General features: G+C 62.9%; 20 protein-coding genes and 1 tRNA gene. 10 read left to right on the plus strand and 11 right to left on the minus strand.

Annotation, left to right across the window (positions count from 1 at the left end):
* Positions 1-9 precede the first annotated feature (9 nt).
* Both ribD and nrdR read right to left on the minus strand, forming a co-directional pair.
* Positions 10-1,140 carry a bifunctional diaminohydroxyphosphoribosylaminopyrimidine deaminase/5-amino-6-(5-phosphoribosylamino)uracil reductase RibD gene (gene ribD / locus VXM67_RS24235; protein ID WP_202675666.1) on the minus strand — a complete coding sequence of 377 codons (1,131 nt, stop codon included), beginning with the start codon at positions 1,138-1,140 and terminating at the stop codon, positions 10-12.
* Positions 1,141-1,142: 2 nt separating this feature from the next.
* On the minus strand, positions 1,143-1,607 hold the full coding sequence (nrdR, locus tag VXM67_RS24240; protein ID WP_008092351.1) for a transcriptional regulator NrdR: 465 nt from the start codon (positions 1,605-1,607) through the stop codon (positions 1,143-1,145).
* A 105-nt stretch (positions 1,608-1,712) separates the two neighbouring features.
* Here nrdR and VXM67_RS24245 point away from each other — a divergent pair, with 105 nt between their 5' ends.
* From VXM67_RS24245 to trxA, 3 genes are read left to right on the plus strand one after another with little or no spacing between them, the layout of a single operon-like run.
* Positions 1,713-2,165, plus strand: coding sequence for a YbaY family lipoprotein (locus tag VXM67_RS24245; RefSeq protein ID WP_023382592.1), 453 nt, complete (start codon positions 1,713-1,715; stop codon positions 2,163-2,165).
* Positions 2,166-2,825 carry a methyltransferase gene (locus VXM67_RS24250; RefSeq protein ID WP_023382593.1) on the plus strand — a complete coding sequence of 220 codons (660 nt, stop codon included), beginning with the start codon at positions 2,166-2,168 and terminating at the stop codon, positions 2,823-2,825.
* 31 nt (positions 2,826-2,856) lie between these two features.
* Positions 2,857-3,729: a thioredoxin gene (trxA, locus tag VXM67_RS24255; RefSeq protein WP_023382594.1), complete on the plus strand. Its 873-nt coding sequence runs from the start codon at positions 2,857-2,859 to the stop codon at positions 3,727-3,729.
* Positions 3,730-3,795: 66 nt separating this feature from the next.
* Here the strand turns inward: trxA and VXM67_RS24260 are convergent, their stop codons facing one another.
* Positions 3,796-5,340, minus strand: coding sequence for a hypothetical protein (locus VXM67_RS24260; RefSeq protein WP_023382595.1), 1,545 nt, complete (start codon positions 5,338-5,340; stop codon positions 3,796-3,798).
* A 96-nt stretch (positions 5,341-5,436) separates the two neighbouring features.
* Positions 5,437-5,799 (minus strand): hypothetical protein, encoded by a 363-nt coding sequence (locus VXM67_RS24265; RefSeq protein WP_023382596.1) that lies wholly within the window; start codon positions 5,797-5,799, stop codon positions 5,437-5,439.
* Between the two features lie 129 nt (positions 5,800-5,928).
* Here VXM67_RS24265 and VXM67_RS24270 point away from each other — a divergent pair, with 129 nt between their 5' ends.
* From VXM67_RS24270 to VXM67_RS24290, 5 genes are all read left to right on the plus strand, one after another.
* Positions 5,929-6,510, plus strand: coding sequence for a DUF2796 domain-containing protein (locus tag VXM67_RS24270; RefSeq protein WP_027907539.1), 582 nt, complete (start codon positions 5,929-5,931; stop codon positions 6,508-6,510).
* Entirely contained in the window at positions 6,511-7,221 is a 711-nt protein-coding gene (locus VXM67_RS24275; RefSeq protein ID WP_023382598.1) for an ABC transporter ATP-binding protein, read from the plus strand.
* A complete protein-coding gene (locus VXM67_RS24280; protein WP_023382599.1) occupies positions 7,221-8,486 on the plus strand; it encodes an ABC transporter permease in 1,266 nt (421 codons plus the stop codon). Before VXM67_RS24275 ends, VXM67_RS24280 begins: the two co-directional genes overlap by 1 nt.
* A gap of 9 nt (positions 8,487-8,495) precedes the next feature.
* Positions 8,496-9,068 carry a DUF3299 domain-containing protein gene (locus VXM67_RS24285; RefSeq protein ID WP_049818789.1) on the plus strand — a complete coding sequence of 191 codons (573 nt, stop codon included), beginning with the start codon at positions 8,496-8,498 and terminating at the stop codon, positions 9,066-9,068.
* Between the two features lie 110 nt (positions 9,069-9,178).
* Complete coding sequence (locus VXM67_RS24290) at positions 9,179-9,862, plus strand: OmpW family outer membrane protein (protein ID WP_023382601.1); 684 nt, start codon at positions 9,179-9,181, stop codon at positions 9,860-9,862.
* 105 nt (positions 9,863-9,967) lie between these two features.
* Here the strand turns inward: VXM67_RS24290 and VXM67_RS24295 are convergent, their stop codons facing one another.
* From VXM67_RS24295 to VXM67_RS24305, 3 genes are all read right to left on the minus strand, one after another.
* Positions 9,968-10,900 (minus strand): NAD-dependent epimerase/dehydratase family protein, encoded by a 933-nt coding sequence (locus VXM67_RS24295; protein WP_027907538.1) that lies wholly within the window; start codon positions 10,898-10,900, stop codon positions 9,968-9,970.
* Complete coding sequence (locus VXM67_RS24300) at positions 10,893-11,777, minus strand: sugar nucleotide-binding protein (RefSeq protein ID WP_023382603.1); 885 nt, start codon at positions 11,775-11,777, stop codon at positions 10,893-10,895. Before VXM67_RS24300 ends, VXM67_RS24295 begins: the two co-directional genes overlap by 8 nt.
* A gap of 308 nt (positions 11,778-12,085) precedes the next feature.
* On the minus strand, positions 12,086-12,895 hold the full coding sequence (locus VXM67_RS24305; protein WP_023382604.1) for a helix-turn-helix transcriptional regulator: 810 nt from the start codon (positions 12,893-12,895) through the stop codon (positions 12,086-12,088).
* A gap of 179 nt (positions 12,896-13,074) precedes the next feature.
* Here VXM67_RS24305 and VXM67_RS24310 point away from each other — a divergent pair, with 179 nt between their 5' ends.
* Together VXM67_RS24310 and VXM67_RS24315 are read left to right on the plus strand one after the other, a co-directional pair.
* Positions 13,075-14,517 (plus strand): sodium:alanine symporter family protein, encoded by a 1,443-nt coding sequence (locus VXM67_RS24310; RefSeq protein ID WP_023382605.1) that lies wholly within the window; start codon positions 13,075-13,077, stop codon positions 14,515-14,517.
* A 72-nt stretch (positions 14,518-14,589) separates the two neighbouring features.
* The gene (locus tag VXM67_RS24315) at positions 14,590-15,579 is read left to right on the plus strand and encodes an asparaginase (RefSeq protein ID WP_023382606.1); all 990 of its coding nucleotides are present in this window, start codon (positions 14,590-14,592) and stop codon (positions 15,577-15,579) included.
* An 87-nt stretch (positions 15,580-15,666) separates the two neighbouring features.
* Here the strand turns inward: VXM67_RS24315 and VXM67_RS24320 are convergent.
* The 4 genes from VXM67_RS24320 to fdhE form a co-directional block, all read right to left on the minus strand.
* Positions 15,667-15,762: transfer RNA gene (locus tag VXM67_RS24320), tRNA-Sec, on the minus strand.
* A gap of 6 nt (positions 15,763-15,768) precedes the next feature.
* Complete coding sequence (gene selB / locus VXM67_RS24325) at positions 15,769-17,691, minus strand: selenocysteine-specific translation elongation factor (RefSeq protein ID WP_367237424.1); 1,923 nt, start codon at positions 17,689-17,691, stop codon at positions 15,769-15,771.
* Positions 17,688-19,115, minus strand: a complete 1,428-nt coding sequence (gene selA, locus VXM67_RS24330; protein ID WP_367237425.1) for an L-seryl-tRNA(Sec) selenium transferase — start codon at positions 19,113-19,115, stop codon at positions 17,688-17,690. The genes selB and selA overlap by 4 nt, the downstream gene beginning before the upstream one ends.
* Positions 19,116-19,248: 133 nt before the next feature.
* Positions 19,249-20,169, minus strand: coding sequence for a formate dehydrogenase accessory protein FdhE (fdhE, locus tag VXM67_RS24335; protein WP_104883238.1), 921 nt, complete (start codon positions 20,167-20,169; stop codon positions 19,249-19,251).
* Positions 20,170-20,172 lie beyond the last annotated feature (3 nt).

Here is a 20,172-nt window from a genome sequence, read left to right on the forward strand (position 1 = left end):
AGCCCGGCATTATACGCCGGGCGGCGGCAAGGGGATGGCCGTGACCCGCCAGTCATCGCCCACAGCACGCATTTCAGTGATCTTCAGTCGTGGCGCCTCGCTCATTTTCGCCAATGGCCAGTCCAGCAGAGGGCGGGCCTGGGAGCCGAGGAAGGTACCGGCGACAAACAATTGGTACTCGTCGATCAGTCGTTGCCGGGCGAAGGCGCCAACCAGGCCGGCGCCCGCCTCCAGCAGGATCTCATTGACGCCGCGGGCAGCCAAGGTGCGCAGCAGTTCGGGCAGGTCGACCTGGCCATTCTCGCCTGGCAGGCACAGCAGCTCATGGCCGGCAGCGGCATAACGCGGGTCTTCAGCGACAGCGGTCACCACCAGCGCGGGGCCGGCCTGGAAGAATGGAGCGCTCAGCGGCAGGCGCAGGCGGCCATCGATGAGTACACGCAGGGGTGGCCGGCTCAGGGCCAGGGCGGTGGTTTCGGCATCCAGTCCCAGCTCGTCGCCGCGCACGGTCATGCGGGCATTGTCGGCCAGCACACTGGCGGCGCTGGTCAACACCACGCTGGAGCGGGCGCGCAGGCGCTGTACCGCCGAGCGGGCGGCCGGGCCAGTGATCCATTGGCTCTCGCCACTGGCCATGGCGGTGCGACCATCCAGGCTCATAGCCAGCTTGACCCTGACGAACGGGAGCCCATGTTCCATGCGCTTGAGAAAACCGGGGTTGAGCGCCCGCGCTTCGCCTTCAAGCACACCGCTGGCGACCTCGATACCCGCCTCGGCCAGACGGCGCAGGCCTTGTCCAGCCACTTGCGGGTTCGGGTCCTGCATGGCCGCCACCACCCGGGCGACGCCTGCCTTGACCAAGGCCTCGGCGCACGGCGGGGTGCGGCCATGGTGGCTGCAGGGTTCGAGGGTCACATAGGCACAGGCACCACGGGCACGTTCGCCAGCCTGGCGCAGGGCATGCACCTCGGCATGCGGTTCGCCGGCGCGCACATGCCAGCCCTCACCCACCACCTCGCCGTCACGCACGATGACGCAGCCCACCCGTGGGTTGGGGTGCGTGGTGTAGGCGCCCTTGCGGGCCAGTTCCAGGGCACGGGCCATGTAATGGGCGTCGAGGATCGCGGTCTGGCTGGGCATGCTTACTCTTTAGCTGGCTCGCGGGCCAGTCGGTCGATTTCTTCGCGGAATTCGTCGAGATCCTGGAACCGCCGGTAGACCGAGGCGAAACGGATGTAGGCGACTTCGTCGAGCTTGCGCAGCTCGGCCATCACCAACTCACCCACGACCAGTGACTTGACCTCACGCTCGCCGGTGGCGCGCAAACGGCTCTTGATGTGCGCCAGCGCAGCTTCCAGGCGCTCGACGCTGACCGGACGTTTTTCCAGCGCGCGCTGCATGCCGGCCCGCAGCTTCTCTTCATCGAAGGGCTGGCGCGTGCCATCCTGCTTGATCAGCCGAGGCAGCACGAGTTCGGCGGTTTCGAAGGTGGTGAAACGCTCGCCGCAAGCGACGCATTCGCGCCGGCGACGCACCTGTTCGCCCTCGGCGACCAGGCGCGAGTCGATGACCTTGGTGTCGTTGGCACCGCAAAAGGGACAGTGCATGGTGGCAGGCAACAAAAAAAGGGAGGGCCATGGTAGCGCATTGCACTGGCAAGACAAGCCAAAGGGGTTAACATCCATTCAATTCTGCCCGTGAAGGACGACCCCATGCATCTTCGAGCGCTCGCCGTGCTGTGCTGCGCCGCCCTGCTCGCCGCCTGCAGCAGCGAACGGCCCAAGACCGAACAGCCCCCCGCGCCCACACCGGCCAAGGTGACGAAAAAGGCCGAACCACTGGGTCCGTTGCCGGCCTACCAGCGTGAATTGAGCGGCACCTTGCTGGACATTCCTGCCGGCGCCGACGTCGAACTGGCCTTACTGGTGATCGACGAACGTGACCGTCCACAACAGTTGTTGGCCAGCAGCACCCTGACAGGCACCGGCCAGGCCCTGCCTTATCAACTGCGCTTCAACCCCGAAGTCTTTCCCACCGGCGCGCGGGTCGAGCTGCGCGGTCGAGCCAGTCAGTCAGGGCAACTGATCCTGCACCTGCCGCCGGTGCGCATCACCCAGGCGCAAACCCAGGCCACCGGCCCACTGCGTTTCAAGAAGGCGCCGTAGATGGCGCCGCAACACCTGCAACAGGCCCTGAGCGGCCTGATCGGCGAAGCACGCCTGATCGTCACCGACCTGCCGGGTTGCGAGCTCAAGCTCTGGCTGATCGACGAGCAGAACATGGACCGCGCCTTCAGCAGCGAGGAAACCCGGCGGATCCTCGAAGACCCGCCCTATTGGAGCTTCTGCTGGGCCAGCGGCCTGGCCATGGCCCGCTACCTGGCCGAGCGGCCTGAGTGGGTGGCAGGCAAGCGCGTGCTGGACTTCGGCGCAGGTTCAGGCATTGCCGGGATCGCTGCCGCCCGTGCCGGCGCCCTGGAAGTGGTCGCCTGCGACCTCGACCCATTGGCACTGGACGCTTGCCGCGCCAATGCCGCACTCAATGGCGTCGAGCTGGGCTACAGCAGCGATTTCTTCGGCGAAGACGACCGCTTCGACCTGATTCTGGTCGCCGACGTGCTCTACGACCGCGCCAACTTGCCTCTGCTGGACGCCTTTCTGGGGCGGGGCCGACAGGCGCTGGTGGCCGACTCGCGCGTGCGCGACTTCAGCCACCCGCTGTATCGCCAGTTGGGCGTACTCGAAGCCCTGACACTGCCAGACCTGGCCGAGCCGCACGAATTCCGCAGGGTCAGCCTGTACCACGCCAGTCGCGAGCCTTTATAGTGAGCCCATTGACCGATTTGCGAGAGTTACGATGAGCCAGGAAACGCCGTATATCTTCGATGCCACCGATGCCACCTTCCAGCAACTGGTCATCGAAAATTCCTTCCACAAGCCGGTGCTGGTCGATTTCTGGGCTGAATGGTGCGCGCCCTGCAAGGCACTGATGCCGTTGCTGGCGAAGATCGCCGAGGGTTACCAGGGCGAGCTGCTGCTGGCCAAGATCAACTGCGATGTCGAACAGCAGATCGTTGCCCAGTTCGGCATCCGCAGTTTGCCGACCGTGGTGCTGTTCAAGGACGGCCAGCCGGTCGACGGCTTTGCCGGTGCCCAGCCAGAATCGGCGATCCGCGCCATGCTCGAACCGCACGTGCAAATGCCCGCCGCACCGACGGCCTCCCCGCTGGAACTGGCCAAGGCGCTGTTTGCCGAGAGCCGCTTCGCCGAAGCCGAAGCGCAGCTCAAGCAACTGCTGGGTGAAGACAACAGCAATGCCCAAGCGCTGATCCTCTATGCCCGCTGCCTGGCCGAGCGCGGCGAGTTGGGCGAAGCCGAAGTGGTGCTTGACGCGGTCAAGACCGACGAGCACAAGGCCGCACTGGCCGGCGCCAAGGCCCAGCTGACCTTCCTGCGCCAAGCGACCAGCCTGCCAGAAGTCGCCGAGCTCAAGAGCCGACTGGCGCAGAACCCGCAGGATGACGAAGCCGCCTACCAGCTGAGCATTCAGCAACTGGCACGTCAGCAGTACGAAGCCGCCCTGGACGGGCTGTTGAAGCTGTTCCAGCGCAACCGTGGTTACGAGAACGGGTTGCCGCAGAAGGCGATGCTTCAGGTGTTCGAGTTGCTGGGGAGTGACCATCCATTGGTTGGCGTTTATCGTCGCAAGTTGTCGGCGGCGATGTTCTGACCTGCACCGCACCCGAAAGGCAGGGGCAGATAGCGCAGCAGCTACCTGCCCTTCACTTTTTTGACATCAGCCACCATTGCGCATGGCCACGAATTCAGCGGCTGTCAGCATCGGCACGGGAATGATGATCACCGCGAACTGCATGTAGATCGGATCACGGTGAATTGCCTGTACCACGCTAAACCTGTTGATGACGCCAGGCGTGAAAATGCCGTCCGACACTTTCCCGTCCCCTGCCAGCACTTTCCAGTCGGTAAGTTCCGGCGCTACCACGGTTTCTCCGCCCCCCCACGGCTCATAACAGAACGTCATCTGCAGTTTGCCGCCGACAATGGCGAGCTTGAAGTAATGAGTCGGTTTGGCATTGAGCACGACAATGGTCGAGTAATAGGGAAGTAGCGTGAAGCCCGTTATAATTCGGACAATATCAACGGGATTTCTTTTCAACGAAGTATGCAACGCTGCATCCTTCCGGGTGAGCGGACTTTCCCCGTAGATCACATCGCCATCGCCCTGCGGGACGTAAGTGCACGTGCGGCCGTCAGGAACAAGCTGCCCTATAGTTTCCGAAGCAAACTGCCAGACCGGTGTGCCAAGGTTGACTGTGTTTAGCACCAATCGCTGGCCGACACTCCCCGCAGGGACGATACGGACCAAAGGATTCACATGCGAAGAATAAGCGGCATTCTCTGTTGCGAATGCATCAGCGCCCTTGACCTGCAAGTCAACCAATCTGGCTTCAGCAACCGTATTGCCCGGAGCCCCCCAAATCATCCCGGCAAACTTCACATATCCACGAGGGAATAGTATTTGGGCAAAGTGCTCGAAATCTAGCCCGTAGTAACCTGCCTCGGGAATGTTTCTGACATCCAGGTAGCACTGACCCAATAGACTCTCGTCCGTAACCGACACTTCGTCGCGCCCGGTGTTCCTACTGCCAGGAAATGACCCGTTGGCCTCATCAGAACTGGCGATATACATTACAAGCTGGCCTTCAACGCTTCGCAGATGGAAACGTAGATCCTGCATCAACCATCGCCCGTAGCTAACATCCGCGGTCTTGGGCAGCACAACATTTTTTTCACCCGCAGGAAGGTTGGCGAAACGAATCTTGAATGGCAGGCCCGCCTCTGTGTCGCGCCCTTGCCCTCCCAATAATCCGACAGAAAAGTCGGAACCCTCCGTCAGCGTAAAGACGGCGTTATCGTTGTATTTATAGGTCCCGACGCACTGGTCCAGCTTGAAGGTCTGAAACAGCGCCATGCGCTCATTCCGGCTGCCGGCAACGACCTCAAACAGCTCAGCCTGATTCGCCCCCGACGCTCTCTGAAACTCGTAGCTGGTGTAGGACACAAAACGCCTTGTCACATTGATCGAATCACCATTGCCGGTTGGAAACTCCAGCAGTGGACTGCCCAACACACAGCATATCCTCAGCCAGCCACTGGGGCGCTGATGGACAAAATCCAGGGCGTCATTGTTGGCACTGTCAGGCCGACTCTCGTAGTAGCGCAGCAGGAGGGCGTTTAGTTTTTCAACATTGAAAACAAAGTGCATGCGCCAACCGCGCAAGTCGTAATGTTGTCCCGCTTCGTCGATTCCGGTGTCCATGGCAGGCCCTCCTGTTCGAAGACCTACCCATTCGACACCTTCGGACACTCAACATAAACTGGTAATAATGTCAGTTGATATCAGACCGGATAGTGCTCAAAGCTGCTCGCTTGCATCTTCCTGCCAACAGTACAGTGGCGCATCTTCTCCCGCCAACACGCGTACCTGAGCAGAGTGCCTCAACCGCACCAGCAGCTTCTTGCCTGCTGCGGCACTGCCGGCCAACCCCGTGAGGCTCTCCAACAAATCAGGCCCGGACATCTGCCCAGCCTGGCGCAATACATCAAGCGCCACAGCCCACTGGCCGTCATCCTGACGCGGTGTCGACATTGTCGGCGCAGGCGAGGCTGTGCCCTGTACCTGCGCCTCGACCTGCCCCCCCAACTGCGCCCATTCTGCCGGATCCAACTCGATAGTCAGGTCCACCGGCCAGTCGCCGATCTGTCCGCGAATTCTCATGATGCATTCCTTGAACCCAAGTCAATGCCCCATGCTACCGCAACATGAAACCTGCGCCACGCAGGCTGGCGACTCGCAGAGAACTTGTTATAACATAACTTAAACTTCAACCCGCTCCCGGAGTCGTCCATGCGTCGCCTGCTGCTTGCCCTGCCCTTCGCCCTGCTGCCCCTGGCCGTGGTCCATGCCCACGATGACCATGATCATGACCACGATCACGCCCACGGCAGCCTCGGCGCCCACGAGCATGGGGTGGCCAAGCTCAACGCCGTGCTCGACGGCAACACCCTTGAGCTGGAACTGGACAGCCCGGCGATGAACCTGGTCGGCTTCGAGCACACCGCCAACACCGACGCCGACAAAGCCAAGGTCGCCGCCGCTCGCCAGCAGCTCGAACAGCCCCTGAAGCTCTTCGGCCTGGCGCAAGCCGCCGGCTGCAAGGAAGAAGCGCAGGAACTGGAGAGCCCGCTGTTCGGCGATGCCGCCCATGCCGATGACGAGGGCGATGCCCATGAACACGCGCACCAGCACGCCGACGTCAACGCCCACTATCAACTGAGCTGCGCGAACCCCGACAAGCTTTCCCAGATTGACCTGAGCCCTTTGTTCAAGGCCTTCCCGCAAACCCAGAAGATCAGCGTGCAACTGATCGGCCCTGATGGCCAGAAAGGCCTGGAAACCACTCCCGCCAAGGCCGTGGTTGCATTCTGAATGAGCCAGGCGCTGATCGAACTGCATGACCTGGTGTTCGCCTGGCCAGGGCAGCCGCCCTTGCTGGATATCCCGGCATTGCGCCTGGATACCGGCGAGGCGTTGTTCCTCAAAGGCCCCAGCGGCAGTGGCAAGACCACCCTGCTGGGGCTGCTGGGTGGCGTCAACCAACCCGGCCAAGGCAGCATCCGCCTACTCGGGCAAGACCTCTCCGGCCTGGGCCAAGGGGCCCGCGATCGGTTCCGGGTCGACCACACCGGTTATATCTTCCAGCAGTTCAACCTGCTGCCGTTTCTCTCGGTGCGCGAAAACGTCGAACTGCCCTGTCGCTTCTCGCAAAGCCGCGCCAAACGTGCGATGGAGCGCCACGGTAGCGTGAGCCAAGCCGCCGCCTCACTGCTGGCCCACCTGGGCCTGGACGACCCGGCCTTGCTCGCTCGCCGCGCGGGCAGCCTGTCGATCGGCCAGCAACAACGGGTCGCCGCAGCCCGGGCATTGATCGGCCAACCTGAACTGGTGATCGCCGACGAACCCACTTCGGCGCTTGACGCCGATACCCGTGAGGCGTTCATTCGCCTGCTGTTCGACGAATGTCGGGCAGCGGGTTCCAGCCTGCTGTTCGTCAGCCACGACCAAAGCCTGGCCCCCCTGTTCGACCGACACCTGTCGCTGACCGAACTCAACCGCGCCGCCAAGCCCCGGGAGGCCTGATGTACCTGCTTCGCCTTGCCCTGGCCAGCCTGGCCAACCGTCGTTTCACCGCCTTCCTGACGGCCTTTGCCATTGCCCTGTCAGTGTGCCTGTTACTGGCCGTCGAACGAGTACGCACCGAAGCCCGCGCCAGTTTCGCCAGCACCATAAGCGGCACCGACCTGATCGTCGGTGCCCGTTCGGGCTCGGTGAACCTGTTGCTGTATTCGGTGTTCCGCATTGGCAATGCCACCAACAACATTCGCTGGGACAGCTTCGAGCACTACGCCAAGGACCCTCGGGTGAAATGGGCCATCCCCATCTCACTGGGCGACTCGCACCGAGGCTACCGGGTGATGGGCACCACCGGCGACTACTTCAGCCACTACCAATATGGCCGCCGCCAACATCTGGAACTGAGCCAGGGTCGGGCGTTCGCCGACGACCCGTTCGAAGTGGTGCTCGGAGCCGAAGTCGCCGAGGCCCTGCAGTACAAGCTGGGTGACAAGCTGGTGCTGGCCCACGGGGTGGCCGCGATCAGCCTGGTCAAGCATGACGACAAGCCCTTCACTGTGGTGGGTGTGCTCAAACGCACCGGCACTCCCGTGGACCGAACGCTGCACATCAGCCTCGGCGGCATGGAAGCTATCCACATCGACTGGCACAACGGTGTCCCTGCCAGGGGCGCCGGACGCATCAGCGCCGAGCAGGCACGTGGTATGGACCTGCAGCCCACCGCAATCACCGCCTTCATGCTGGGCCTGAACAACAAGATCGCCACCTTCAGCCTGCAACGCGAAATCAACGAGTACCGCAATGAGCCGCTACTGGCGATTCTGCCTGGGGTGGCGCTGCAAGAGCTGTGGAGCCTCATGGGCACGGCCGAGCAGGCCTTGTTCGTGGTGTCGCTGTTCGTCGTGCTGACCGGGCTGATTGGCATGCTCACCGCCATTCTCACCAGCCTCAACGAACGGCGCCGGGAGATGGCGATTCTGCGCTCGGTTGGCGCGCGCCCTTGGCACATTGCCGGCTTGCTGGTGCTCGAAGCATTCGCCCTCGCCGTGGCGGGCATCGCTGCTGGGCTTGGTCTGCTCTATGCCGGTATAGCCCTGGCCCAGGGTTATGTGCAGGCCAACTACGGCCTCTACCTGCCGCTGGCCTGGCCAAGTGCGCATGAGTGGACGTTGCTGGCTATCATCCTCGTTGCCGCGCTGCTGATGGGCAGTGTGCCCGCCTGGCGCGCCTACCGGCAGTCGCTCGCCGACGGTCTGTCGATTCACCTCTGAGTGCCTACCATGACCAGGAACCTCACCGCCTTCTTCGCGGGTAAACCCGCGAACAGGCCGGCCAGAGCAGCACAACTTCTACTGGTTGTGCTGCTCTGGCTGGCATCGCCTGCCTGGGCCTCGGAACCTCGCGAGCTGGATTGGCCCGCGCTCATCCCCGAGGGCGCACCGGTCATCCCGCCACAACTCGCCCCGCTGCACGACATGTCGCAGCTCAGCGATGCACTGTCCGCCGAATCTGCCCCGGCAGCGCGCCAGCAAGCGCCCAATGCTCCCGTGGTCAAGAAACTGGACGGCCAGTTGATCAAACTGCCCGGCTATATCGTGCCGCTGGAAGTCAGCGAAGAAGGCCGCACCACCGAATTCCTGCTGGTGCCTTACTACGGCGCCTGCATACACGTGCCGCCTCCGCCCTCGAACCAGATCGTGCATATTTTCAGTGAGATGGGCGTACGCGTCGAAGACCTCTACCAGCCCTACTGGATCGAGGGAAAGATGCAAGTTAGAGCCTCCAGCAGCGAGCTGGCCGATGCCGGATACCAGATGGAAGCCGAGAAAATCTACGCTTATGAGCTGAAGTGAGAACTGTTTCGAAGTCGTACACACGCTTCGTTGAGCTGGGTCAAACTTTCTGTTTATGCGTCTTCGTACCATTGGACTTCACAAAATTTTCACGTCCTTTGGGAGCTTCCATGAACAAGTCCTTGCTCGGCGCCGCACTCGTTGCCTTGGCGCTCGCAGCCCCTGTTGCCAACGCCCACCAGGCGGGTGATTTCATCATCCGCGCCGGTGCCGCCACGGTAGATCCGAACGAAGACAGCGGCGCACTCAAGCTCGATGGCGCAAAGGTTTCGGGCACCAAGGCTACCCTGGACAGCGACACCCAGTTGGGCCTGACCTTCGCCTACATGCTCACCGACCACATCGGCGTCGAGCTGCTGGCCGCCACCCCGTTCAACCACACCGTGGCCGTCAAAGGCCTTGGCCCGGGCCTGGACGGCAAACTGGCCGACATCAAGCACCTGCCACCGACCCTGTCGTTGCAGTACTACCCGATGGCGCCTACTTCGAAGTTCCAGCCGTACGCCGGTATCGGTATCAACTACACCATGTTCTTCGACGAAGACCTCAGCGGTGCACGCAAACAGCAGGGCTTCAGCAACCTGAAGCTGCAGGATTCGGTGGGCCTGGCCGGCCAGTTGGGCATGGACTACATGCTGACCGATAACCTGCTGTTCAACGCCTCGGTCTGGTACATCGACCTCGACACCAAGGCGACCGTCGATGGCCCCAACGCCCTGGGCGTTGGCAAGACCAAGGTCGACGTGGACGTAGACCCTTGGGTGTACATGGTCGGTCTCGGCTACAAGTTCTGATTCAGGTCGCGATACTGGCGGGGGCCTTGCGCCCCCGCTGTGCTGTGGGCTTATTGCCGGCAAACCGGCTTTCTGCAGGTGACGGGCGATAACCCTTGGATTATCTCAGCCTTTACCCAGAAGCTGGGCCAAGCCCTCGACCATCGAGGTCGGCTGTGGGAATTGGAACCGCGCCAGCAACCGCTGGTTATCCGCCCGAGAATGGCGAATGTCACCCGACCGCGCCGGCCCGTAGCTGATAGCCGGCAAGCTGCCCACCACCGTCTCCAGCGCCTTCAACAGCTGGTTCAGCGAAGTCGCCTGGTTCAGGCCGATATTCACAGCCCCCTCTTCCGCTTGCGGCTTTTCCAGTGCCTGCACCATGACCTGTACCAGGTCCGCCACATAGAGAAAATCGCGAGTCTGCTCACCATCACCGAACACAGTGATCGGCAGGCCCTGGGTCGCTCGTTCGCAGAAAATGCTGATCACACCGGAGTAGGGCGAGGACGGATCCTGCCGTGGCCCGAAAATATTGAAGAAGCGGAACACCACTGGCTCCAGGCCATGCTGACGACGGTAGAAGTCCAGGTACTGCTCACTGGCCAGTTTATCCACGGCGTAGGGCGTCAGCGGCGCCTTGGGCGTGTCTTCGGCGATCGACTCGCCCTCGCCGTTGTTGCCATAAACCGCCGCACTGGAAGCGAACAGCACACGACGCACACCTTGCACACGCATCGCCTCGCATACATTGAGGGTGCCAATGAAGTTGCTCTGGTGGGTTTTCACCGGGTCTTCGACCGACGCCTGCACCGAAGCCACCGCCGCCAGGTGCACCACGCCAGCACAGTCGGCAACGGCGCGGTTGACCAGCTCGGCGTCTGCCACGTCGCCTTCGATCAGTTCGAGCTTTGGGTGGCCCAGCTGCAGGTTGTCCCGCTTGCCTGTGGACAGGTCGTCGAGGATACGTACGGCGTAGCCTTTGCCTAGCAAAGCATCACACAGATGGGAGCCAATGAAGCCGGCGCCGCCGGTGATGAGGATGGGGGCATCAGCCATGTCGGTAGAATCGGTCCAGAAGGGGCGGCAAACCGGCGCGCCAGGCACGCGGCTTGATGCCGAAGGTGTGAAGGATTTTCTTACAGGCCAGCACCGCATGCTGGGGTTCCTCGCTGGCATCCGGGCGCGCAGCGTGTGCCTGCGGGGTGGGTGCCTGCACGGCCAGCTTGCGGTACTGCCCGGCCTCGCCGAGGATGGCCTGGCCCAGCGCCAGCGGCGTAGTCGCCTCGTTACCAGCGTAGTGGTAGGTGCCCCACAGCGGCGCGTTGCAGTCGAGCTGCTTGAGCACCGAGAGAATGACCCGGGCCGCATCGTCGACAGGCGTTGGGTTACCACGGCGATCGTCCGCCAGCAGCAACTCCTGTGGCTGCTCGGCGCGGGTCAGGAAGCGCCCCAGGGTGCCGTCGATGCTCTCGTCCAGCAGCCAGCCGAACCGCAGCAGCACATGGTGAGGGCACGCTGCCCGCACGCTCTGCTCGATCCGCCACAGCGCCTGGCCACGCAGGCCGAGCGGCAGCGGCTCGTCCTTTTCGCTGTAGGCCGTGGCCCGCGAGCCGTCGAAAACCCGGTAGCTAGACGGTTGCACCAAGGTGATCTGGTGGTGCTGGCACAGTTCCGCCAGCCGCTCCACCGCCCGCTCCTGCAGGGCCAGACGCTGTTCGCTGACCGACTCGGCCTGGAACCAGTCGAAGTAATAGGCCAGGTTGACCAGGGCGTCGGGGCGATGATCGTCCAGCAACTGGGTGAGACTGGCAGGGGTCCAGCCGTCCTCAGGCGGACGCGGCGCCAGGAATGCGATGTCCTCCTCGGCCCCGAGACGAATCAGCGCTTGCCCGAGGGCATTGCCACCACCCAACAGCATCAGGCGCATACGCATAGAGTCAGCAGATCCGAACAGGTTGATTTGAGGAAAGGAGTCATTTTGCGGTTTCCGGGCGGGGAAGTCCAACTCTAGGCACGGCGTAACTTATTCAACCCAATCACACCCCTACACGAGAAATGCCCGACACGCGGAACGAGCTCGGCCCTGCATCAGACGCGAAAAAAATCTGGCTCAATCATCAGTGTTTTCCAAAAACTCCCGCCAAGCCCTACATACAAAGAAAAGAACAATGACAGGACGTTATTGCGAAACACGGTCTACAGCACTTCGCGTTGCAGATAAGGCACGAAAGAGGCTGAGCATCACTCAATCTCGAACAAACTGTTCTTCAGCGGCCCCACGCTCAACCGCTCACGCACATCATCATCGATGCGCGGATCGTCCGGCCGGTACAGTTTGACCTGCCGGTAGGCATTGATGCGGTTGATTTCCTCCCCCAGGTATTCCCAGACCACACGGGTGCAGGCCGGGTTGCGCCGGTCGCCGCTAGAGACGCCGGTCTTGAGCCCATTGAGGCGGGTGATGCGGCTCTTGAAACTGGGGATGAGAATGGTCTGGCTCATTTCGTTGAGGGTCAGCGACTCGTAGTCGATCAGGAACACGCGGTCCTGCAGCTGGAATGCCGCCCCCAGATAACGGCAGCGTACTTCGGCATGCAGGTCGGTCGCAGTGGATCGCTCCTGACGCTCCTGACGCTCGAACAGAAACTGGCCGCGCTCCTCCCGCAAATGCACCAGCGAGACCAGGATCGTGCCGGGCACCGACATGCAGTTGGAATATTCAAAGTAGTACCCGCAATAGCGCGACAGGTTGCCAGCGTGTGCATGCAGCGGCCGGAACAATTCACTGATCGGGTCGCTGGCCTGGTCGGCCACGGTGGAAACCCGGGCGCCTATCAACCGCGCGAACTGTTCGGGTGGCAGGTTCAGCTCGTAATCCTCGACGCCGAAGAAATCGCCGATGCGCTTGAGGTTGTAGGCCGTCGGACGGCTCTGCCCACTCAGGTACTTGTTGAACTGAGCGCGGTTGATCGACAACTGCCGGCAAACTTCGGAAATAGAGCGGTAGTGGCTGCAAGCCAGTTTCAGATTGGTAGCGAAATGATCGCTCATGTGCGGAATCCAAGGTGACGCGAATGGCGCCATTGTAGCATCAAGTCGCATCAACTCAGAGCAACCCGCGAAATTGTAACGACTCTTGTCATAGCCAAACATGCGCCCCAACGCATAGCGGTGCGCCTGCCGCCCGCTGTTCTATTCACACGAACAATAAGAATCGAGGTCATTTTCCAATGCTCGAAGCACTCAACGATTTCCTTTCGGGGAAACTCCTCATCGTGCTGATCGTCGGACTCGGCAGCTACTTCACCATCCGCTCGCGGTTCGTGCAGTTCCGCCATTTCGGCCATATGTTCAGTGTCTTCAAGGAATCCCTTCGCGGCCAGGCAGGCCAACTGAGCTCGTTCCAGGCCTTGATGCTGAGCCTCGCCGGCCGTGTCGGTGCCGGTAACATCGCAGGCGTCGGCATCGCCGTGACCCTGGGCGGCCCAGGTGCCGTGTTCTGGATGTGGGTTACCGCACTGGTGGGCATGTCCAGCAGCTTCTTCGAATGTACCCTGGCCCAGGTCTACAAGCGCGCCGATGGCGATGGCCTGTACCGTGGCGGCCCAGCCTACTACATCCAGCATGGTCTGAAGCTCAAGAGCATGGCCGTGGTGTTCTCGGTCCTGCTGCTGGTCACCTATGGCTTCGCCTTCAACGGGCTGCAGTCGTACACCGTGACCCACTCGCTGCAAAACGCCTTCGGCTTCGACCCACAGCACACCGGTATTGCCCTGGCCGTGCTGCTGGCCATCGTGTTCCTCGGCGGCATCAAGCGCATCGCAGCTGTGTCCGACCTGCTGGTTCCGGTCAAGACCCTGGCCTACATCGGCGTAACCCTGTACGTGATCGGCAGCCAGATCGAGCACGTACCCGCCATGCTGGAAACCATCTTCAAGAGCGCCTTCGGCCTTGACCCAGCGTTCGGCGGCCTGCTCGGCAGTGCCATCGTCATGGGCGTGAAGCGTGGCGTGTTCGCCAACGAAGCCGGCCTGGGCAGCGCGCCTAACGTCGCTGCGGTCGCCGCTGTGAAGCACCCAGGCGCCCAAGGCGTGGTCCAGGCGTTCAGCGTGTTCCTCGACACCTTCGTCATCTGCACCTGCACCGCACTGCTGATTCTGTTGTCGGGCTTCTACACCCCTGGTTTCGAGGGTGACGGTATTGTCCTGACCCAGAACTCCCTGGCTGCCGTGGTCGGTGACTGGGGTCGTCTGTTCGTCAGCGTCGCGCTGTCGCTGTTCGTGTTCACCTGCATCCTCTACAACTACTACCTGGGCGAGAACAGCCTGCAGTTCCTGAGCCGCAATCGTGCTGTGCTGATGGGCTACCGCGCACTGGTCCTGGCGCTGATCGTATGGGGTTCGGTGCAGAACCTGTCGACCGTGTTCGCCTTCGCCGACATCACCATGACCTGCCTGGCGTTCGTCAACCTGATCGCCCTGGCCCTGCTGTTCAAGGTCGGACTGCGTGTGATGCGCGACTACGACGCCCAGCGCAAGGCCGGCGTGAAGCAACCGGTATTCGACTCGTCCAAGTTCACCGACCTGGACCTGGACCGCGATGCCTGGCCTGCCAATCCTCAGGTTGAAACAGCCGCTGACAAGATCACCGGTCACGCTCAACCTCAGCGCTGATATCCTGCCGTACCCAGCCGCCCCTTCCGTGGGCGGCTGTTCTTTCTCCGCTCACCGCTACGGATGCTTTCCATGCGTGCAGTCAAGAATCTCCTCGTCCTCTACACCGGAGGCACCATCGGCATGCTCGAAACCCCAGAAGGCCTGGCCCCGGCCGGTGGTTTCGAGGCGCGGATGCGCGAACACTTTGCCCAGCAGGCCGACGCGCCGCAGGTGCAGTGGTCGCTGATGGAAATGAACCCGCTGCTCGACAGCGCCAACATGCAGCAAGCCAACTGGCTGGCAATGCGTGATGCCATCGTCGAGGCTGTCGAGGTTGGCGGCCACGACGGCGTATTGCTGCTGCATGGCACCGATACGTTGGCCTACAGCGCCGCCGTGTTGTCGTTCCTGCTGCTGGGCCTGCCAGTGCCGGTGCTGCTGACAGGCTCGATGTTGCCGGCGGGCGCACCGGGCAGCGATGCCTGGGACAACCTCAGCGGCGCGCTGCGTCAGTTCGAGGCAGGCCTTGAAGAGGGCGTGCAACTGTATTTCCACGGCCAGCTACTGCACGGCTGCCGCGCCTCGAAGCTGCGCAGCGAAGCATTCGACGCATTTGCCGTCCTGCCTCGCCATCGCGAGGGCGAACGTGTCGGTAGCGTGCCTGCCGCGCTGGATTACCGCCAGCCGCGCAAGCTGGTGAACCTTGCGGTGATGCCCGTGTTCCCCGGCCTGCAGGCCGATCACCTGCGCGCCCTGCTCGACAGCGGCGTGCAAGGCTTGCTGCTGGAGTGCTACGGCAGTGGCACCGGCCCTTCGGATGACCACGCATTGCTGGAGGTGCTGCAGGCGGCACGCCAGCGTGGCGTGATGATCGTTGCGATCAGCCAGTGCCCTGAGGGTTCGGTGGTGTTCGATACCTATGCGGCAGGTAACAAGCTGCGAGGTGCGGGGTTGGTCAGCGGTGGCGGCATGACCCGTGAGGCGGCGTTGGGCAAGCTGTTTGCACTGCTGGGAGCAGGGTTGGATGCGGATGCGGCCGAGCGGTGGTTTGCGTTGGATCTGTGTGGGGAGCGGGCCTGACTTGGGCGTTGCGCTCGACCCCATGGGCGCGGCCACCTTGCGCCAAGCTTCCAACAGCCCACACGCCATTCCCACGTGCAAAAAAATTGGCGGAAGGCAGCGGGAGTCGAACCTGCCCGGGAACGGCTGCCGTCCCCAACCGGGTTTGAAGCCCGGCCGCGCCACCGGGCGCGATTGCCTTCCTTGAACTCAGGGCCTGCCCTGCTGCTGTGCCAGGGCGCTGTCGGCACGGATGTGACGCTGATCGGCGACCCTGCGGGTCAGACCGATGCGGTCGAAGTACTCGAGAATCTGCACACTGCGCTTGCGACCGATGCCCAACATATCGCGAAACGCCGCAACCTGCACTATCGGGGTTTCATTGGCCTGCGCAAGCAACAGCTCTGCCATGCACTGCAGGGTCGCTTCAGGGTAAAAAAGGTCGCGCACCACCTGGTGCACCAAGCCCAACCGCGCCAACTTGCGTAACAGCAGACGCACATCCGCTTCGGGACATTTTTCCTCGCTGGCCAAGGTCCTCACCCACGGCGGGTCGAACTGCCCCTCCAGCAAGCGAGGCTGCAGACGCGACCACAACGCGCTGTCGGCATCGCTCAGTTGAACCTTGTGACTAGGCAGGTGAAGCCAAGCACCGCTGCTGGCAATCGCGCCTTCATTCAGCAACTCATCCAGCAGGCTGACGAATGCCGGCCGCTCAAGCGGCAAGGCAGCAAAGCGACGCAAGCGATCGCGGTCGGGACCAAGCTGGTCGGGCTCTTGCTCGTGGAATGCCGCCAGTTGCTCCAGCACACGGATCCTGAGTCGTTGCCATTGGCCTTTATCGAACAACAACTGGCCTTGCCGGGTAGCGACCACCCACACATTGTCTGGAAGTTGCCAGGTTTCTCGCAGACGGTTGAACTGGCGCTCAAGGCGCTGCGGATCCACTCCGCCAGGTGCGTTTTCCAGCAACGTCGTCAGAGCATGCTCCAGCCCCTCGGCATCGCGCAGCACTTGCAACTGACGCAGGCGCTCATCACTGCGTCGCTGGCGACTGGGTGCGAACGGATCGAGGACCTTGCCGCCGCCCAAGGTGCGCTGGGCACGCTGGTCGCGCAGCACCAAACGGTCGCCGTGGACGGCTTGTAACGGGGCGTTGAGCAGCAACTGGGCAAACATGCGCTGGCCCGCCGACAATCGCTCGCCCTCCAGCAGCGCGACACGGGCAGTGACGTCCTGGGTGCCCAGGTGTACGTGCACGGCACTGAAATGTTCGAAAGTGCGGGTTTCTCCCGCCAACAGGGTCAGTTCAATATCGACCCGCATGCTCGGAGCATGCAGCCATTCAGGCACCAGCCAATCGCCCCGATGCACCTGCTCGACGGTCAGGCGTTCGGCGGTGACGTTCAACGCCACCCGTTGCCCCGCTTCGGCCACCAGGGCCGCCTGATTCTGCGCATGCAGGCCACGCACCCGCACCGGCTTGCCTGCCTTGCCCAGGCACAACGTGTCGCCTGCACTCACCAGCCCGGCCAACGCCGTCCCCGTGACCACCACACCTGCACCGGTGACGGCAAAGGCACGGTCTACGGCCAGGCGAAAGCCCCCGCGGGCACTACGTTGCTGCACACGCCTTTCGGCCGCCAGCAAGGCCTCACGCAGGGATCCGATGCCTTCACCGGTGATGCTCGACAGCGGAAACTGCGGTGCGCCGGCGTAAGGCCCTGGCGCGAGTAATTCGGTGACCTGCGCCTGCACCTCCAGCAAACGCACGGGTTCCACCCGGTCACATTTGCTGATCGCCACCAGCGCCTGGGGAATGCCCAGCAGTTCGATGATCGCCAAGTGCTCACGGGTCTGTGGCATGACTCCGTCATCGGCGGCCACCACCAGCAGCACCAGGTCGATGCCATGCGCCCCGGCCAGCATGTTGTGGATAAATCGCTCGTGGCCGGGCACATCGATAAAGCCGGTCAACGGCGCCCCTTCGGCGAGGGATGCGTAGCGATAACCGAGGTCGATGGTCATGCCACGGGCACGCTCTTCCTGGCGATGGTCACCCGCTTGGCCCGTCAGTGCCTGCAACAGCGCAGTCTTGCCATGGTCGATGTGGCCAGCGGTTCCTACGATCACTGCACAGGCCCCAACTGCAAGGCAGGGAGTTGCGCCAGCCATTGGGCTTCGTCATCGAGCTGGCGCAGGTCGAGCCACAGTGCATCGTCGTCGATGCGCCCCAGCACCGGCACGGGCAGGCTTCGCAGGGCACGCTCCAGCACATGCAGGCTGCGCCCGCGCAACTTCTTCGACACCTGCGGACGCAGGCACAACGCAGCACTGGGCAAACGCGCCACGGGTTGGCTGCCACTGCCGATCATGCCCAGCGCCGGCTCCACGCTGACCCGCCACTGCTCACCCAGGCGGGCCGTGAGTGCCGGTGCCAGACGCTCGGCCTGGGCCTGGATCTGGGCTTGGCTGCGGGTCAGCAGACGCAGGCTGGGCAGGCGCTCGGCCAGGCGGTCGGGGTTGCGATACAGCGCCAGCACCGCTTCGAGTGCAGCGAGGGTGATCTTGTCGACCCGCAAGGCTCGCTTGAGCGGGTTTTTCTTGATTCTGGCAATCAGCGCCTTGCGCCCGACAATGATGCCCGCCTGAGGGCCGCCGAGCAGTTTGTCGCCACTAAAGGTCACGATGTCGGCACCATCGGCGAGCGCTTGGCGAACCGTGGGTTCGGCCGGCAGGCCCCAGCGCGTCAGGTCGAGCAGACTGCCGCTGCCCAGGTCTTCAAGCAGTGGCAGCTGATGTTGGTGAGCAATGCGCGCCAGTTCTGCGGTGGCCACCTGGGTGGTGAAACCCTGGATGCTGTAGTTACTGCAGTGCACGCGCATCAACAGACCGGTGCGCGGGCCGATGGCCGCTTCGTAGTCGCGGAGATGGGTGCGATTGGTGGTGCCGACTTCATGGAGGCGTACACCGGCACGGGCCATGATGTCGGGAATGCGAAAGGCGCCGCCGATCTCGATCAGTTCCCCGCGCGAGATGACGCCTTCCTTGCGCGCGCCCAGGCTATTGAGCGCCAGCAGCACGGCGGCGGCATTGTTGTTGACCACGGTGACGGCTTCGGCACCAGTCAGCTCGCGGATCAGGCCTTCGATCAAGTCGTCACGGTCACCGCGCTTGCCGGTGGCCAGGTCGAATTCCAGGTTCAGCGGATAGCGGGCAGCGGTCTGCATGGCCTCAATGGCCTCTTCCGGCAACAGTGCCCTGCCGAGATTGGTGTGGAGCACCGTGCCAGTGAGGTTGAAGACGCGGCGCACGTGGCTGCGCTGTTGGATGGCCAGGCGCTCGCCCGCGCGGCCCACTAGCACTTCAGCGGCCAGCTCGGCGGCGCAGAGTTGGCCGGCGCGAGCCGGCTCGCGCAGATCGTCTAGCAGCTGGCGCAGGGTGGCGAGCACGGCATCGCGACCGTGGCGGTCGATCAGCGCAAGACTGGCCGGGTGGCGCAGGAGGGTGTCGATGGAAGGCAGGCGTGGGGTGTCGCTGGCTACGCTGGATGACATGCGGTACTACCTTGGACTGATCCGTTGTCTGTGCTGGCCTCTTCGCGGGTAAACCCGCTCGCGCAGATCCCGCTGCGAAAGCGGGCCTACCCGCGAATCAGGCGACTCGGTATTGCAGTGTAGACACTCCCCACTATCCGGGCGCGAGCATCAGGTTAGGTGCCAGGCGATGAAAGCCCTCCTCGTCCAGGCGGATATCCAGCGCCAGGCTGGCCAGGTCGTCGGCCAGCGGCTCGGCCGCTGCATCGTTTTCCAGGTAATTCTGCTTCAGGTAGCTTTCGCACCCCGGGCAGCATTCGGCACGCAGCGGCGCCTTGCCCGGCGCATGGCGGTCATCCTCCAGATAGGTGTACCGCAAGCCTTTGCTCGACTCGCAGTACACACACTTGACCCGCACCACATGCCATTCACAGGCGCACAATGAACATACCAGGTAACGCAACCCATTGTGCTTGCCGCGATTGCGCACTACGCCGGCCATGGCCGGCGAACCGCAAGCCGGGCACTGGGCCAGGCTAGCGGTGGGCTGGAGTTCGGGCGCGGGCAACGCCAGCAACCAGCTCGACCAGGCCGCTTGTAAAGCCGCGCCAATGAAGGGGACCAGCGCCGCCGGCACTGCGTCGTACTGGCCAGCGAGCAGGGCGATGCCCCAGCCTTTGCGCTGGCCATCGTCGCTGCCACGCAGGGCCTGCAAGGCATCGACCAGCGGGCCATCAGCTTCACTGTCGAAGTGATCGAGCAACGCCTGCAGCCATCCCAGCCACGGGCCTTCGCGAACCAGGCTATCTGCGGCCAGCGGCGGCAACCCATGACTCATACACAAGCGCTGACGGTCTTCTGCCACCGGCAAACCGCTGGGCGGGTTATCCACAAGCTGTTGCTGAATGCGGCACAGCCGGGCGACCAGCCGCAAATAGTCACCCAAGGCATGCCCTGTGGATAATTGTTCGAGGCGCGTGGCGCGCAGCTCGAACAGGTTGGCGGGGGGCAGATGCAGAAACGGCGGCATCACTGCCGAGGCTTCGATCTGCCCTGGCTCGAGTATCGTGCTCAAACG

The organism is Pseudomonas sp. Rh2 (assembly GCF_040762985.1).
Taxonomy (GTDB): Bacteria; Pseudomonadota; Gammaproteobacteria; order Pseudomonadales; family Pseudomonadaceae; genus Aquipseudomonas; species Aquipseudomonas taiwanensis.

Excerpts from the sequence above, each read along its gene's own strand:
- ribD (WP_202675666.1), bottom strand. The coding sequence starts at position 1,140 with ATGCCCAGCCAGACCGCGATCCTCGACGCCCATTACATGGCCCGTGCC.
- VXM67_RS24290 (WP_023382601.1), top strand. The coding sequence starts at position 9,179 with ATGAACAAGTCCTTGCTCGGCGCCGCACTCGTTGCCTTGGCGCTCGCA.
- selA (WP_367237425.1), bottom strand. The coding sequence starts at position 19,115 with ATGTCATCCAGCGTAGCCAGCGACACCCCACGCCTGCCTTCCATCGAC.
- VXM67_RS24270 (WP_027907539.1), top strand. The coding sequence starts at position 5,929 with ATGCGTCGCCTGCTGCTTGCCCTGCCCTTCGCCCTGCTGCCCCTGGCC.
- VXM67_RS24280 (WP_023382599.1), top strand. The coding sequence starts at position 7,221 with ATGTACCTGCTTCGCCTTGCCCTGGCCAGCCTGGCCAACCGTCGTTTC.
- VXM67_RS24310 (WP_023382605.1), top strand. The coding sequence starts at position 13,075 with ATGCTCGAAGCACTCAACGATTTCCTTTCGGGGAAACTCCTCATCGTG.
- VXM67_RS24295 (WP_027907538.1), bottom strand. The coding sequence starts at position 10,900 with ATGGCTGATGCCCCCATCCTCATCACCGGCGGCGCCGGCTTCATTGGC.
- VXM67_RS24275 (WP_023382598.1), top strand. The coding sequence starts at position 6,511 with ATGAGCCAGGCGCTGATCGAACTGCATGACCTGGTGTTCGCCTGGCCA.
- VXM67_RS24250 (WP_023382593.1), top strand. The coding sequence starts at position 2,166 with ATGGCGCCGCAACACCTGCAACAGGCCCTGAGCGGCCTGATCGGCGAA.
- VXM67_RS24305 (WP_023382604.1), bottom strand. The coding sequence starts at position 12,895 with ATGAGCGATCATTTCGCTACCAATCTGAAACTGGCTTGCAGCCACTAC.
- trxA (WP_023382594.1), top strand. The coding sequence starts at position 2,857 with ATGAGCCAGGAAACGCCGTATATCTTCGATGCCACCGATGCCACCTTC.
- VXM67_RS24300 (WP_023382603.1), bottom strand. The coding sequence starts at position 11,777 with ATGCGTATGCGCCTGATGCTGTTGGGTGGTGGCAATGCCCTCGGGCAA.
- VXM67_RS24245 (WP_023382592.1), top strand. The coding sequence starts at position 1,713 with ATGCATCTTCGAGCGCTCGCCGTGCTGTGCTGCGCCGCCCTGCTCGCC.
- VXM67_RS24265 (WP_023382596.1), bottom strand. The coding sequence starts at position 5,799 with ATGAGAATTCGCGGACAGATCGGCGACTGGCCGGTGGACCTGACTATC.
- VXM67_RS24285 (WP_049818789.1), top strand. The coding sequence starts at position 8,496 with ATGACCAGGAACCTCACCGCCTTCTTCGCGGGTAAACCCGCGAACAGG.
- VXM67_RS24260 (WP_023382595.1), bottom strand. The coding sequence starts at position 5,340 with ATGGACACCGGAATCGACGAAGCGGGACAACATTACGACTTGCGCGGT.
- VXM67_RS24315 (WP_023382606.1), top strand. The coding sequence starts at position 14,590 with ATGCGTGCAGTCAAGAATCTCCTCGTCCTCTACACCGGAGGCACCATC.
- nrdR (WP_008092351.1), bottom strand. The coding sequence starts at position 1,607 with ATGCACTGTCCCTTTTGCGGTGCCAACGACACCAAGGTCATCGACTCG.